Raw genomic sequence first — 13,974 nt, 5'->3', positions numbered from 1 at the left:
GTTCGTACAACGGAAAATTGCGTGGATCAGGAGCAGCCGCAGCACGAGAAGATCCGGTTCAGGCGTGATGAAATCACCGACCTGGGGGCCTTCCCGTCCGCGTGCCGCGTGCCGCCGCTTGGTCAAGCTCCGATCGGGCGTGGTTTTCGCATCCTGGCAAGGGTATTTGCCGGTTTCGCCAGTCTTGTGTTGCTGGCCGCGGTCGCCGTCTATCTTGTCGGCGTGTCCGGCGTCGGCTCCGAACGGCTTCGGGCTGAGGCGGAAGCCGCCATTGAGAAACTGGCCGGCGTCGACGTCAATGTCTCGGTCGGACCCGCGCGCATCACCCTTGATGGATCGAGCTTCGTTGCATTGCAGGTCAGCGATGTCAGCCTGAAGACGGCCGCCGGCAAGCCGATGGTGGATGCCGGACGCGTGCGCTTCGGCGTGCGCCTGATGCCGCTGCTTTGGGGGGATGTGCGGCTGACCAGCGCCCGGATCTCCGATGCCCGCGTTGTCACGGCGGCGATGCCTTCTGGCGGCGACTGGACCGTGGCGCTCCGCAATGAGGACGGCCTCATCGATCCGGAAAAGCTGGTGGATTCGGTGTTCGGCAACGTCAATCGCGCGCTCGACGCCGTGCGGGAGGATTCACTGCGCCGGATCGATCTCAGCAATGTCGAGTTCGTGCTGCCTGAGGCCGGAACAATCAAGTCGATCAAAATCGCCGACGCCACCGTCAAGCAATCGGGCGCTGGCGGCATGGCGTTTTCATCCGAGTCAGATGTCGATGGCCGGACCGTCACCGTCACGGCCTCCGCCGCGCGTGACGCCGCCACGCATCGTATCACGGCCCTGGATGCGAGCATCGACCTGGCGGATACCGGCGAAACAACTGCCGCGGCGGGGAGACTGGGCTCGGTCGCATTCAAGCTGACCGGATCGCAAGGATCCGGGGCCGATGCGTCGCGGTTGATGGTCGTCTCGTCTTCGGCGGGGTCCGTGCTGGATCTTGGCACACGTGGCCTGCTGCCCGCCGACGTCAACGTCAATGCCACGCTTGTCGCCGGCACGAACAAGATCCAGGTCGACAAATTGCTCTTCAAGACCGGCCGGTCGACATTCGATTTCGCCGGCTCGATCGGACCAAAGCCAAAAACGGGTGCCGCCGGCGAGGAGCCTTCCTATCGTTATGACCTGACCAGTGACGGTTCGTCACTGGCACCGTCGGAATCGCCCGAACCCGCACTCGCCTTCCTCGCCCGCGTCGCCGGCGTCTATCAGACGGTAAGCCACAAGCTGGTGGCCGAACAGATCGCGCTTCGCTCCGGATCGGCAGGGGAGGTGCTTGGCACCGCATCCGTGCAGTTCGTTGACGGCAAGGCGCCGGGTGTCAATCTGGCCATCAATATCCACGACATGCCGGTTTCTCACGTCAAACAGCTGTGGCCCTGGTTTTCCGCGCGCAACGCCCGGCTGTGGGTGCTGGAAAATCTGTTCGGCGGGCGCGTCGTTGATGCCAATCTCCAGTTCCATGTCGTACCGGACCGTCTTGGCAATGGCGTACCGCTTTCCGCCGACGAGGTGTTCGGCCGTTTCCAGATCGAAGGGTCGCGTTTCGATACAGCGGGCCGCATCCCGCCGATACGCGATGCCATCGGTGTGGTCGGCTTCCATGGCAATGATGTCGACATCGCGCTGACATCAGGCACGGTCTTCATGCCGAGCGGCCGCACCGTGGCCGCCAGCAACGGCACGCTGGCCGTGAAGGCGGCCAACCATCCTCCGGTCATTGGCGCGCTCGACATTGATGTTAACGGCGAGGCGCCGGCAATCGCCGAGTTGGCATCCTACGAACCGATCAACGCCATGCGCCATGTCGGCCTTCTGCCGGAAGATCTCACCGGTACGGTCACCGGCCACGTCAAGGCGGACATTCCGCTGCAGTCTGGCGTCGATACCTCGAAGCTCGATTGGTTGGTGTCGCTGGACTATGCGGGCCTGTCACTGGCCAAGCAGTTCGAGGGCCAGTCGGTGACGGATGCCGACGGCTCGATCACGATCGGCCCGGAAAAGGCGGTGATTTCGGCGAAGGCACGGTTGAATGGCATTCCCGCGGAGCTCGACCTGATCGAGCCGCTTAGGGATGATGGCCCGGCGCGCAGCCGCAAGGTGGCCCTGGTCCTGGACGACAAGATCCGTGCGGCCGCCATGCCTGGGCTGTCGCCGCTGCTTTCGGGAACGGTGAAAGTCGCGATCGACAAGAGCGGCAGCGGCAACCAGAATGTTTCGGCCGACCTGACCAGCGCCAAGCTCGATATTCCCTGGGCAGGCTGGAGCAAGGGGGCAGGGGTTCCCGCCACGGTCACGTTCGTCATGACCAAATCCGGCGACACCACGACGCTGTCGGATTTCAACCTCGACGGCAAGACATTCTCCATCGATGGCGGCATCGTGCTGGTCAACGGCGCCCTGTCCTCGGCGCGATTCAGCAAGGTCACCTTGAACAGGGGGGACGATGTCGCGGTGTCGGTGAAGCGGTCGGGCAAGGGCTATGCGGTCAACATCAGCGGCAACGCCCTTGATGCCCGGTCGCTGATCAAGCAATTCACCTCGGATGTGGATACCGCGACCAAGACCACCGGCTCCGACGCCATCTCCGTCAGCGCCGATGTCGATCAGCTGACCGGTTTTCATGACGAACAACTGTCGAACCTCAAGCTCGACTACAGCGCTGCCGGATCAAGGGTGAACGGGCTGAAAGTGAGCGCCACGGCAAGTTCGGGTGCGGCGATCACCATCAGCAACACCACGGGCGGCGGGCAGCGCGCGCTCAACATGCAGTCGGCCGACGCCGGCGCCATCCTCAGGTTTCTCAACATCTACGAGCACATGGAAGGCGGCGCGATCACGCTGGCGCTGGCGGGAGCCAGTGATGGCGCGATGAAGGGCAAGGTCGATACGACCAATTTCTTCATAGTCAACGAGCCGAAGCTTGCCTCGATCGTTTCGACCACCCCGGCCGGTGACAGCCGCAGCCTCAATCAGGCGGTCAAAGGCAATCTTGATACGTCGCGGGTGAAATTCGAGCGCGGCTATGCCGAGATCGACAAGGGCAGTGGTTATCTGAAGCTCGCCAACGGCGTTGTGCGCGGGCCACGCATCGGGACGACCTTCCAGGGGACGCTCTACGATCCAAACAACAACATGGATATGACCGGCACGTTCATGCCGGCCTATGGCCTCAATCGAATCTTCGGCGAACTGCCGCTGGTGGGAGCGCTGCTCGGCAATGGCCGCGACCGTGGCCTGATCGGCGTCACCTACCGGCTCAAGGGCAACGCCAACAAGCCGGTGCTGGACATCAACCCGCTGTCGGTGATCGCACCTGGAATATTCCGCTCGATCTTCGAGTTCAGGTGAGCCGGGAAAGCTAAACCGGCCGCACCAGAATGTGTTTCTTCCTGCCCAGCGACAGCTTTACGACATTTTCCGGACTCAAATCCTGAGCGTTCACCACTCGGCGGTCATCGGAAACCGGCTGGTCATTGAGGCGCACCGCACCGCCCTGGATGTGCCGCCGCGCCTCGCCGTTGGATGCCGCAAGTCCAGCGGTGACAAAGAGTGACAGGATGCCGACGCCGGCTTCGAGCGCCGCCTTGTCGATCTCGACTGTCGGCAGCGTCTCGGCGAGCCCGCCTTCCTCGAAAGTCTTGCGCGCGGTTTCGCTGGCGCTGTCAGCAGCCTGGCGGCCATGCAGCAGAGCGGTGATTTCAGTGGCGAGGATCTTCTTGGCGTCGTTGATCTCGGAGCCGCCAAGCTTTTCCAGGCGCGCGACTTCGCTCATCGGCAACGTCGTGTAGAGTTTCAGGAAGCGGGGGACATCGGCATCCTCGGTGTTGCGCCAGTATTGCCAGAATTCGTAGGGGCTCAGCATTTCGGGATCGAGCCAGACCGCGCCCGAGGCCGACTTGCCCATCTTGGCGCCGGAAGACGTGGTGAGCAGCGGCGTGGTCAGTGCGTAAAGCTGTGCGTCCTCCATGCGACGGCCAAGATCGATGCCGTTGATGATGTTGCCCCACTGGTCGGAACCGCCCATCTGCAAGCGGCAGCCCAGGCGCTTGTAAAGCTCGACGAAATCATAGGCCTGCAGGATCATGTAGTTGAATTCGAGGAACGACAGCGACTGCTCGCGGTCGAGCCGCAGCTTGACCGAATCGAAGGCCAGCATGCGGTTGACGGAAAAATGCCGGCCGACATCGCGCAGGAAATTGACGTAGTTGATTTCCATCAGCCAGTCGGCGTTGTTGACCATGATCGCGTCGTTCAGGCCGCCGCCGAACTTGAGGTAAGGTACGAAATTGCGGCGGATGCCGACGAGATTGTCCTCGATGTCCTGCGGCGTCAAAAGCTTGCGCGCCTCGTCCTTGAACGACGGGTCGCCGATCATCGAGGTGCCCCCGCCCATGAGCGCGATTGGCCTGTGGCCGGTCTGCTGCAGCCAGTGCAGCATCATGATCTGGATCAGAGATCCGGCATGCAGGCTTTTGGCGGTGGCGTCGAAGCCGATATAGGCGGTGACCGTCTCCTTGGCGAAGGCCTGGTCGAGGCCGGCATCATCCGAGGTCTGATGGATGAAACCGCGCTCGCTCATCGTACGCAGGAAATCGGATTTGAAGGCGGACATTGTTTCTTTCCCGAAAGCGTCGGCCGGTGGCCGGGGCGTGGCATGCATGAACGCGGGCGTTTAGCATCCATGCGCGATCAGCAAAAGTGGAATCCGGTTCTGCGTTGGATCGCGCCCCGGAGGAGGCATCAATCACTGAAACGTTACAAGCCGACTTCCGGCACGAATGCTTGCGTCATTGTTTCGGCTGGCGTAATGAGGCGCCGCGCCATGGGGTCCTTGTAATCTTGAACCCGTTGAGACGGCACCGCACGGCATCTGCATGCATGTCGCCCGAAAGTGGGCACCGGTTTTGGGACGACGACATGCATCAAGACAAGAATGCCATATCCGACGACAGAGCCTGACGCCTTGATATCCATTGTCATTCCTTGCCGGAACGAGGCGGCAAATCTGCCGCTGCTGATCGATGAAATCGAAGTCGCCATGGCCGGCCGAGACTTCGAACTGATCATCGTCAATGACGGCTCGACCGACGAGACTGCCTCTGTGCTTCGCGAGCAGGCCGCCCTTCGCCCCTTTCCGGTGCGCGAACTGCGCCATCTGAAATCCGCTGGCCAGAGCCTCTCCGTGCGCTCCGGCGCCTGGGCAGCGCGCGGTGGCATCGTCGCCACCATCGATGGCGACGGCCAGAACGACCCGCAATATATTCCGGTGCTGATCGACGCGCTGCGGCAGGCTGGGCCCGATTTTGGTGCCGCGCAAGGTCAGCGCCTCAAGCGCCGCGACAGCAAGGTCAAACAGCGGGCGTCGCGTTTCGCCAACTGGCTGAGAAACGCCATTCTGCATGACGAGACACGCGACACGGGCTGTGGCCTGAAGGCGATCCATACCGACATCCTGCGAAAACTGCCGTTCTTCGATGGCACGCATCGCTTTGTCCCTGCGCTGGTCATCCAGGAAGGCTACCGGGTCGTGCATTGCGACGTCGTTGACCGCTCGCGTCGGCATGGCAAATCGAACTACGGGATTTTCGATCGCGGCTTACAAGGCGCGCTCGATCTGGGCGGGGTCTGGTGGCTGCGCCGCAGGCGCCGCAGAATGCCAAAAGTAGAGGAAATCAAGCATGTTTAACGTGCTTCAGGAACTGGGGGCCTGGCTTCACCAGGTTTTCATCAAGCAGTTCGATGCGTGGATCCTGCTCGGCTTCGTTGCCCAGTTCTTCTTCACCATGCGCTTCGTGGTGCAATGGCTCGCCTCGGAAAAGGCCAAGCGCAGCGTTGTGCCAGTCGCCTTCTGGTTCTTTTCCCTGTTCGGTGGCGGCCTGCTGCTGATCTATGCCATCCAGCGCCAGGACCCGGTGTTTATCGCCGGCCAGGCCATGGGCATGTTCATCTATGTCAGGAATCTCTGGCTGATCGCCAATGAGCGCAAGGCCGCGATGAGCAAGGTCGACTGAGATCGATCCGGTCGTGGCTGGCAATCCGAGGACTGATGCGTGGCGATGAATAGGAATTATATCTTTCTCTTTCTGTTCAGCCTGCTGATGACGATGTCGGGGCTGGCAGCCTTGCCGCCCATCGATCGTGACGAATCGCGCTTCGTTCAGGCCACCAAGCAGATGGCCGAGGCCGGCGACTATGTTGACATTCGCTTCCAGGATGCTTCACGCTACCAGAAGCCGATCGGCATCTATTGGCTGCAATCCGCCGCCGTGGCTCTGAGCGGCGAGGGGGCCGCCGCACCGATCTGGGTGTACCGCCTGGTCTCAACGCTCGCCATCGCCATCGCCGTTGTCGGCATCGCCTGGACCGGTGCCAATCTGTTCGGGGCGAATGCCGGCGTCGCCACAGGCCTGATGATGGCGGCGATCTTCGCCACCGCTTTCGAAGGCCGCGATGCCAAGACCGACGCCATGTTGCTGGCCTGCTGTGTGTGGGCGCAAGGGGCGCTGGCGCAAATCTATATGGCATCGCGCCGCAAGGAGCCGGTCGCTGGTCATTTGCCTTGGATTTTCTGGTTCGCCCAAGGTGCTGCGATCCTGATCAAGGGTCCGATCGCGCCGCTGCTGTCGGCGCTGACCATCGTCACACTGGTCGCCTTCGAGCGCGACTGGCGCTGGCTGTCGAAACTGAAGACTGCCAGAGGTCTGGCCCTGGTGGTCGTGATCGTGTTGCCCTGGATCGCGCTCATCAGCTGGAAAAGCGGCGGCGCCTTTCTGCAGCAGGCCGTCGGCAAGGACATGCTGGGCAAGGTCGCGCAGGGCGAGGAATCGCACGGCCTGCCGCCTGGCTTCTACATGCTGACCTATTCCCTGTTCATGTGGCCTTTCGGCCTTATCGCGGTTGGCGCCGGGCTACAGGCCATCAACCGTCTGCGCGACGACGCTCGGCTGCGCTTCTGCCTCGCCTGGTACATTCCGTTCTGGTTTGTGTTCGAGCTGATCCCGACCAAGCTGCCGCACTATGTCTTGCCGGCCTATCCCGGAGCGGCGTTGCTGATCGGTTGGCTTTTGACCCTGTCACCGCAGGACGCCAATACACCGCTCAGGCGCTGGCAAGACTGGCTGTGGTGGTCAACAGCATTCGGCCTCGCCGTCGTCAGCCTTGGCCTCGCGGCGGTCTGTATCGGAGCGCCGATCTACCTCACCGGCAGCTTCTCTTGGTGGAGCATTCCAGCGGCCGCGGCAGCACTTGGCGCCGGCTACCTCGCGTTCTCGCGCGAACTGCAGGTGCCGCTCCATCGCATCGGCGCCATCGCGGCCTGTGCCGGCATTGCCTATGGTTTGCTGTTTGGCGTCATCGCGCCTTCCTTGAAGCCGATCTGGCTGAGCCCGGCGATCGAGGCGGCAGTCCGCGCCAACAGGCCTTGCGACACAACGGTGCTGGCTTCGGCTAGCTATCACGAACCGAGCCTGGTATTCCTCGTCGGTACCAAGACGGTGCTGACCGATGTGGACGGCGCGGCAAAACATCTGCTCGCCGACCCCGCCTGCGCGATGGCGCTTGTATCGGTCGGCGAAGAGCAGAAGCTGAATGGCTTGTTGGCAGGCAAATCGGCGAGCCGTGTTGCGGTCATCGATGGGCTCAACTATTCGTCGGGAGACAAGATGTCTCTCGGCCTCTATCGTATCGCTCAGTGACAGCTTGCCGATGACAGGGTCGAATTTCAAATGCTCGTGAAATCGCGACCATCTGTTTCCGTCGGGATGTTTGCGGTGCTGCGCCGATCCCTGAGCAATTTTCGCGATACGATGCAGATCGCGCGGAAGCGCTTTGCGGATCGTCCCGCCACCTATCCGCGTATCCTGTGGCCGGTATGGGCGCTTGTCTGGGCTTTTCTGATCGGCGCGGCCTTTGTACGCCTCGACACACCGGCGGGCATGCTTAGGGACCAGTGGTCGCCGGGTTTCGTCCGCGTGGCCGACTTCCTCACCCAGTTCGGCCTCGGCGGCTGGTATCTCATTCCGTCGGCACTGTTGCTCGTCGCCGCGAACCTGACGGACTGGCGAAGCCTTTCACGGCGATCGCTGCTGCTCGTCTACAACTGGACCTGCCTGGCATCTCTGGTGCTGAGCGCCGTTGGCCTGTCGGGCCTGACAGTCAATGTGCTGAAATATGCGATCGGCCGCGCCAGGCCGGCCTATTTCCATGATTTCGGGGTTCTGTCCTTGCACCCCTTCGCGTTTGACGCGGGCTTTGCCGGTTTCCCGTCCGGCCATGCCACGACCATGGGCGCGGTGTTCGGGGTGGCGCTGCTGTTGTTTCCAAAACGCTGGTACATCGCCCTGACGATCACCGCGTGCATCGCCTCGACACGGGTTTTCGTCGGCGCCCATTATCCCAGTGACACGGTCGCCGGCTTTGGGTTGGGCTGCGCTTTCGCGCTGGCCTGTGGACTGGTCTTTGCCCGGCTGGGCTTCATCTTCCGGATCGTGCGATCGGGGTTGCCGCTCCGAAAAGGCACGTTTCGGCTGACATGGTTCGGTGAAGCCAAGCGGGTCCAGACCAGCTAGCGGCCGAAGCAGAGCCTTGGCTCCTGATCTAGTCAGGGACGTAAGTAAGCCTGATTACGTCGCCGTCGTAGCGATCAGTGCCAGTCAGACGTAGCGGCGGCCGATGTCCAGCGAAAAAGGGCGTGCCGTGACCGAGCACGACCGGGTGCAGGTAAATCCGATACTCATCGATCAATCCCAGGTCGGTTAGGCCGCGCGCCAGATGTGGTCCGCCGACTTCAATCTCGCCATCCACCTCGGCCTTGAGCCGGCGGATTTCCCCTTCTGTATCGTCTCCGAGCAGCGTTGCGTTTGGCCCGACCGTTTCCAATGTCCGCGAGACCACCCATTTTGGTGTGTTGCGCCATGCCAATGCGAACTCGCGCTTCTCTGCATCCCAACCAGGTTGATCGTCGTCCCAGTAGCTCATCAATTCGTACAGGCGCCGGCCATATAGGCTCCCGGCCAGGTTTCGCGTCTGGTCGATGAATTGGCGAAACAGCATCCGGCTTGGTGCGAACGGGAATCGATCGTGATCGACAAAGCCATCCGGGGATTGGTTCATTCCAAAGAAGAATCTGGCCATGCGGTGGCTCCCATTGACCGGCGCGGTCGATCGACCGCGTTCATTTGCGCCGAGGCCATGGTACCAGTCGGCTTATGGTAAAAACCAACCCCATTTTGCAACCAGTTTATAGTGCCCTATGAGACTTGGACGCTCCGGATCCTGTTGGAGCGCCAGACTGCACCGGCATGACTTGGGAATGGCTGCTTTCAGGATCGAGCGTTCCCATCACCAATGACCGAGATGTGGTCGAAAGCGGCCCTCTGAAACAGACTTGGCAATTCTGCTTCAGAGGCGGTTCCCAGGTGGTGCCAGATGTTGATCTTTGGCCACCAACTAATTGCCGTCCAGCCCGCCGTAGGACCGCACCAGCCGCGCCATGTCAGGCGAGTTGGGCGCCTCGCTTTCGAGGCCCTCGGCAACGCCGGCGCGATCAGCGACCGGCCGGTTCTGGCTGACTTTCCACTTGCCGTGGATTTCGGTGATCTCGATCTCCAGCCCGATAATGCCTTTGATCTGCGACTGGATGAAGGGGGCGGGTGCGTCGGTCACCGCCCAGGGCGTCTCGCGGACACCCTCCTGGGATCGGGTCAGGTCGGCGATCTGCTGCGCCAGCCAGGCCTGATCGTCGATCACCTTGACCATGCCACGCACCTGGACAATGGCGTAGTTCCAGGTCGGTACCACCTTGCCGGTCTCGCGCTTGGTCTCGTACCAGGATGGGGTGACATAGGCATCGGCGCCCTGGAAGACGATCAGGGCCGGTGATGTCGGATTGTCGGCCAGCAGCCGCCATTGCGGATTGGCCTTGGCGAGATGCGCGCGCAGCCTGCCGTTTTGCCCGACGCCAGCATCGAGCAGGAACGGAATGGCATTGGCAACGGGGCCATCCTGCCCGTTGGAAATCAGCAGGCCAAGCGGATGCGATCTTATGAGCCCGTGCAGAACGTCCTGCCGCGTTTCCTGGAAATGAGGAGGCTCGTACATCGCTACCCGCCTGCTTTCTGCCTTAACGGAGCCGCTTCGGACGCGGATCGGACAATTCGCCGGCAAGCCGGCGGTCGAGATAGTCCGCGCATTCCTCGAGCAGGAGATCGGCGTCGTTGGCGAAGAAGTGGTTCGCGCCAGGCAAGGTCTTCTGCGTGATGGTGATGCCCTTTTGCGTGTGCAGCTTGTCGACCAGCCCTTGCACGTCCTTCGGCGGGGCCACCTTGTCGGCGTCGCCATGGATGATCAGGCCCGATGACGGGCAGGGGGCCAGGAACGAGAAATCATACGTGTTGGGCTGCGGCGCGATCGAGATGAAGCCCTCGATTTCGGGCCGGCGCATCAACAGCTGCATGCCGATCCAGGAGCCGAAGGAATAGCCGGCGACCCAGCAGCTCTTGGAATCCGGATGCAGCGACTGCACCCAGTCGAGAGCGGCAGCGGCATCCGACAACTCGCCGGTGCCGTGGTCGAATTCGCCCTGGCTGCGGCCAATGCCGCGAAAATTGAAGCGAAGCGTGGTGAAATCCCGCTTCTGGAACATATAGAAGAGGTCGTAGACGATCTTGTTGTTCATCGTGCCGCCGAACTGCGGATGCGGGTGCAGCACGATGGCAATCGGCGCGCTCTTTTCCTTGGAAGGCTGGTAGCGTCCTTCAAGGCGGCCGGCCGGACCGGTGAAAATGACCTCAGGCATGAAATACTCCACTTAGTATACGAATGCGCGGCGCCCGGAACTTGACTTCCTCTGGCCTTGACGCAGGGCGAGCGTCTTCTTAGAAGCTAGTTTAGAATGGTTCAAAACTGAGCGGCCGAACGTCGAGCCCGGCCACCCGCGCCGCAAGCCGGGTAAATAGGACGGCTCGCCTTGGAATTTCAAGGAAATAACGCGATACGTCCGCGGAATGGCTTTGAACGGCATCAACAGGACGAAAATGGCCGGAATGCGCGCCTATCTCGACTATAATGCCAGTGCGCCGCTGCTTGCCGCGGCGCGCGAGGCTATGGTCGTGGCGCTTGATGTCGCGGCCAACCCGTCGTCGGTCCATGCCGAAGGACGCGCCGCGCGGCGCCTGATCGAGACCGCGAGGCGCGATGTGGCGGCATTGGTCAACGCCAAGGCCGCGCATGTCGTGTTCACCTCCGGCGCAACTGAAGCCGCCTCGACACTGCTGACGCCAGATTGGCGGATGGGGCGTGGCACGGTGCGCATGAGCCGGCTCTATGTGTCCGAGGCCGATCATCCCTGCCTGTTGAATGGCGGGCGTTTCCCGGCGGCGCAGGTGACGCGGATCGGCGTCGACGCCAACGGCGTCGCCGATCTGGACGCCCTGGCCGCCGCTCTTGGCGGTCACGACAAGGCGCAAGGCCTGCCATTGGTAGCAATCCATGCCGCCAACAATGAAACCGGCGTCATCCAGCCGATCGATCGGATCGCCGAGATCGTCAAGGCGGCTGGCGGTATCCTCGTTGTCGACGCCGTTCAGGCGGCGGGGCGTATTTCGATAGACATGTCAGCGGGTTACGCCGACTATTTGATTCTGTCTTCGCACAAGATTGGCGGCCCCAAGGGCGTCGGCGCGATCATTGTCGCGTCGGACCTGATGATGCCGAAGCCGCTGATCAATGGCGGCGGTCAGGAAAAAGGCCATCGCGGCGGCACCGAAAACCTGCCCGCCATTGCCGGTTTTGGCGCGGCCGTAAGGGACGCCTTGATCGGATTGCAGGCGATCGATGCGGTGCGCAATCGCCGCGATGAGATCGAAGCCACCGTGAAAACGCTGGCGCCTGATGCGGAAATCTTCGGAACCGGCGCGCCAAGGCTTGCCAACACGTCATTCTTCGCTATTGCGGGCATCAAAGCCGAAACCGCGCAGATTGCCTTCGATCTCGCCGGTATCGCACTGTCGGCGGGGTCGGCCTGTTCGTCGGGCAAGGTCGGGCCGAGCCATGTGCTGAAAGCCATGGGGTACGGTGACAGCCTTGGAGCGCTTCGCGTGTCGATTGGTGCAGCGACCGGCGCCGAAGACGTTGAACTTTTCCGCGCCGCACTGGCAAGCATCACCGCACGCCAGCTTGGCAAGGCGAAGGCAGAGGAAGAAAGGGCCGCGTGAGTGGCCGAACATATTCGGGCCTGACGGCCTGGTAGAGCCGTGCGTTTCATGCTGGCCGGGTGAATTTCCGGTCGGAACGCACTATATGAAACTTACGCTGCCGCGAGTGCCTGTTTGGCGTTCGTTTTTTGGCGGTGCCATAGTTTGAAAACTGTCGGGCCTTGACCCCGGCGTGGATGGAGAACGCTTATGCCTGCTGTGCAGGACACGATCGATCGGGTCCGAAAGATCGACGTCGACCAATACAAATACGGATTCGAAACCGAAATCGCTGTCGACAAGGCCCCCAAGGGCCTGAGCGAAGACATCATCCGTTTCATTTCGGCCAAGAAGGACGAACCCTCATGGATGCTCGAATGGCGTCTGGAGGCGTATCGACGCTGGCTGACGCTGGAAGAGCCGACCTGGGCGCGCGTTCATTATCCGAAGATCGATTTCCAGGACATTTACTTCTACGCGGCGCCGAAGAGCACGCCCGGCCCGACCTCGCTGAGCGACGTCGATCCCGAACTGCTGAAGGTCTATGAGAAGCTCGGCATTCCGCTGCGCGAGCAGGAAATCCTCGCCGGCGTGCAGAAGACCGATGTGTCGGAACTCGAGGAACCCAGCGATAACGTCTACAAGTCGGGTCGCGTCGCCGTTGATGCTGTGTTCGATTCCGTCTCTGTCGTCACCACTTTCAAGAAAGAACTGGCGCAGGCCGGCGTCATCTTCTGTTCGATCTCGGAAGCCATTCGCGAGCATCCGGAGCTGGTCCAGAAATATCTCGGTTCGGTCGTGCCGACCTCGGACAATTACTACGCCACGCTGAATTCGGCTGTCTTCACCGATGGCTCGTTCGTCTTCGTGCCCAAGGGTGTCCGCTGCCCGATGGAACTGTCGACCTATTTCCGCATGAACGAGAAGAACACCGGCCAGTTCGAACGCACGCTGATCATCGCCGAGGAGGGAGCTTACGTCTCCTATCTCGAAGGTTGCACGGCGCCGCAGCGCGACGAGAACCAGCTTCATGCCGCGGTCGTCGAACTGGTGGCGCTCGACGATGCCGAGATCAAGTATTCGACGGTGCAGAACTGGTACCCCGGCGACGCCGAAGGCAAGGGCGGCATCTACAATTTCGTCACCAAGCGTGGCGACTGCCGTGGCCATCGTTCGAAAATCTCGTGGACCCAGGTCGAGACCGGTTCGGCCATCACCTGGAAGTACCCAAGCTGTATCCTGCGCGGCGACGATTCCTCGGGCGAATTCTATTCGATCGCGGTCTCGAACGGTTATCAGCAGGTCGATAGCGGCACCAAGATGATCCATCTCGGCAAGAACACGTCGAGCCGCATCATCTCCAAAGGCATTGCCGCCGGCTTCTCGCAGAACACCTATCGCGGCCAGGTCTCGGCGCATCGCAAGGCGACCAATGCCCGCAACTTCACCAATTGCGACTCGCTGCTGATCGGCGACCAGTGCGGTGCGCACACCGTGCCCTACATGGAAGCCAAGAACTCGACGGCGCAGTTCGAGCACGAGGCGACGACGTCGAAAATATCAGAGGACCAGAAGTTCTACGTCATGCAGCGCGGCATCCCGGAAGAAGAGGCAATCGCACTGATCGTCAACGGCTTCGTCAAGGATGTCATCCAGCAATTGCCGATGGAGTTCGCGGTCGAAGCCCAGAAGCTGATCGGCATCTCGCTGGAAGGCTCGGTAGGCTAGT

At 61.6% G+C, this 13,974-nt stretch carries 11 protein-coding genes; 7 read left to right on the top strand and 4 right to left on the bottom strand.

What is annotated here, in order from left to right; translation table 11 throughout:
• Positions 1 to 21: 21 nt before the first annotated feature.
• Positions 22 to 3,402: a DUF3971 domain-containing protein gene (locus tag GA829_RS24135; protein WP_195175104.1), complete on the top strand. Its 3,381-nt coding sequence runs from the start codon at positions 22 to 24 to the stop codon at positions 3,400 to 3,402.
• 10 nt (positions 3,403 to 3,412) lie between these two features.
• Here the strand turns inward: GA829_RS24135 and tyrS are convergent, their stop codons facing one another.
• The gene (gene tyrS, locus GA829_RS24130; protein ID WP_195175103.1) at positions 3,413 to 4,666 is read right to left on the bottom strand and encodes a tyrosine--tRNA ligase; all 1,254 of its coding nucleotides are present in this window, start codon (positions 4,664 to 4,666) and stop codon (positions 3,413 to 3,415) included.
• 321 nt (positions 4,667 to 4,987) lie between these two features.
• Here tyrS and GA829_RS24125 point away from each other — a divergent pair, with 321 nt between their 5' ends.
• The 4 genes from GA829_RS24125 (at position 4,988) to GA829_RS24110 (ending at position 8,621) form a co-directional block, all read left to right on the top strand.
• Positions 4,988 to 5,740, top strand: a complete 753-nt coding sequence (locus tag GA829_RS24125) for a glycosyltransferase family 2 protein (protein WP_195175102.1) — start codon at positions 4,988 to 4,990, stop codon at positions 5,738 to 5,740.
• Positions 5,733 to 6,065: a lipid-A-disaccharide synthase N-terminal domain-containing protein gene (locus GA829_RS24120; protein WP_195175101.1), complete on the top strand. Its 333-nt coding sequence runs from the start codon at positions 5,733 to 5,735 to the stop codon at positions 6,063 to 6,065. Before GA829_RS24125 ends, GA829_RS24120 begins: the two co-directional genes overlap by 8 nt.
• Positions 6,066 to 6,110: 45 nt before the next feature.
• Positions 6,111 to 7,748, top strand: a complete 1,638-nt coding sequence (locus GA829_RS24115) for an ArnT family glycosyltransferase (protein ID WP_195175100.1) — start codon at positions 6,111 to 6,113, stop codon at positions 7,746 to 7,748.
• Between the two features lie 66 nt (positions 7,749 to 7,814).
• Positions 7,815 to 8,621 (top strand): phosphatase PAP2 family protein, encoded by an 807-nt coding sequence (locus GA829_RS24110; RefSeq protein ID WP_258052359.1) that lies wholly within the window; start codon positions 7,815 to 7,817, stop codon positions 8,619 to 8,621.
• 28 nt (positions 8,622 to 8,649) lie between these two features.
• On the opposite strand, the gene GA829_RS24105 is transcribed toward GA829_RS24110, so the two are convergent.
• The 3 genes from GA829_RS24105 to GA829_RS24095 form a co-directional block, all read right to left on the bottom strand.
• Positions 8,650 to 9,186, bottom strand: a complete 537-nt coding sequence (locus GA829_RS24105; RefSeq protein WP_195175098.1) for a dihydrofolate reductase family protein — start codon at positions 9,184 to 9,186, stop codon at positions 8,650 to 8,652.
• Positions 9,187 to 9,501: 315 nt separating this feature from the next.
• Positions 9,502 to 10,152, bottom strand: coding sequence for an FMN-binding negative transcriptional regulator (locus tag GA829_RS24100; RefSeq protein WP_195175097.1), 651 nt, complete (start codon positions 10,150 to 10,152; stop codon positions 9,502 to 9,504).
• Positions 10,153 to 10,174: 22 nt separating this feature from the next.
• Positions 10,175 to 10,849: an alpha/beta hydrolase gene (locus GA829_RS24095; RefSeq protein WP_023669128.1), complete on the bottom strand. Its 675-nt coding sequence runs from the start codon at positions 10,847 to 10,849 to the stop codon at positions 10,175 to 10,177.
• Between the two features lie 238 nt (positions 10,850 to 11,087).
• On the opposite strand from GA829_RS24095, the gene GA829_RS24090 reads away from it, so the two are divergent.
• A complete protein-coding gene (locus GA829_RS24090; RefSeq protein ID WP_195175096.1) occupies positions 11,088 to 12,266 on the top strand; it encodes a cysteine desulfurase family protein in 1,179 nt (392 codons plus the stop codon).
• A 189-nt stretch (positions 12,267 to 12,455) separates the two neighbouring features.
• Positions 12,456 to 13,973, top strand: a complete 1,518-nt coding sequence (gene sufB, locus GA829_RS24085) for a Fe-S cluster assembly protein SufB (RefSeq protein ID WP_195175095.1) — start codon at positions 12,456 to 12,458, stop codon at positions 13,971 to 13,973.
• The last annotated feature ends 1 nt before the right edge of the window (position 13,974 follow it).

The organism is Mesorhizobium sp. INR15, assembly GCF_015500075.1.
Taxonomy (GTDB): Bacteria; Pseudomonadota; Alphaproteobacteria; order Rhizobiales; family Rhizobiaceae; genus Mesorhizobium.
This window is presented reverse-complemented; position numbering and strand designations above follow the sequence as displayed.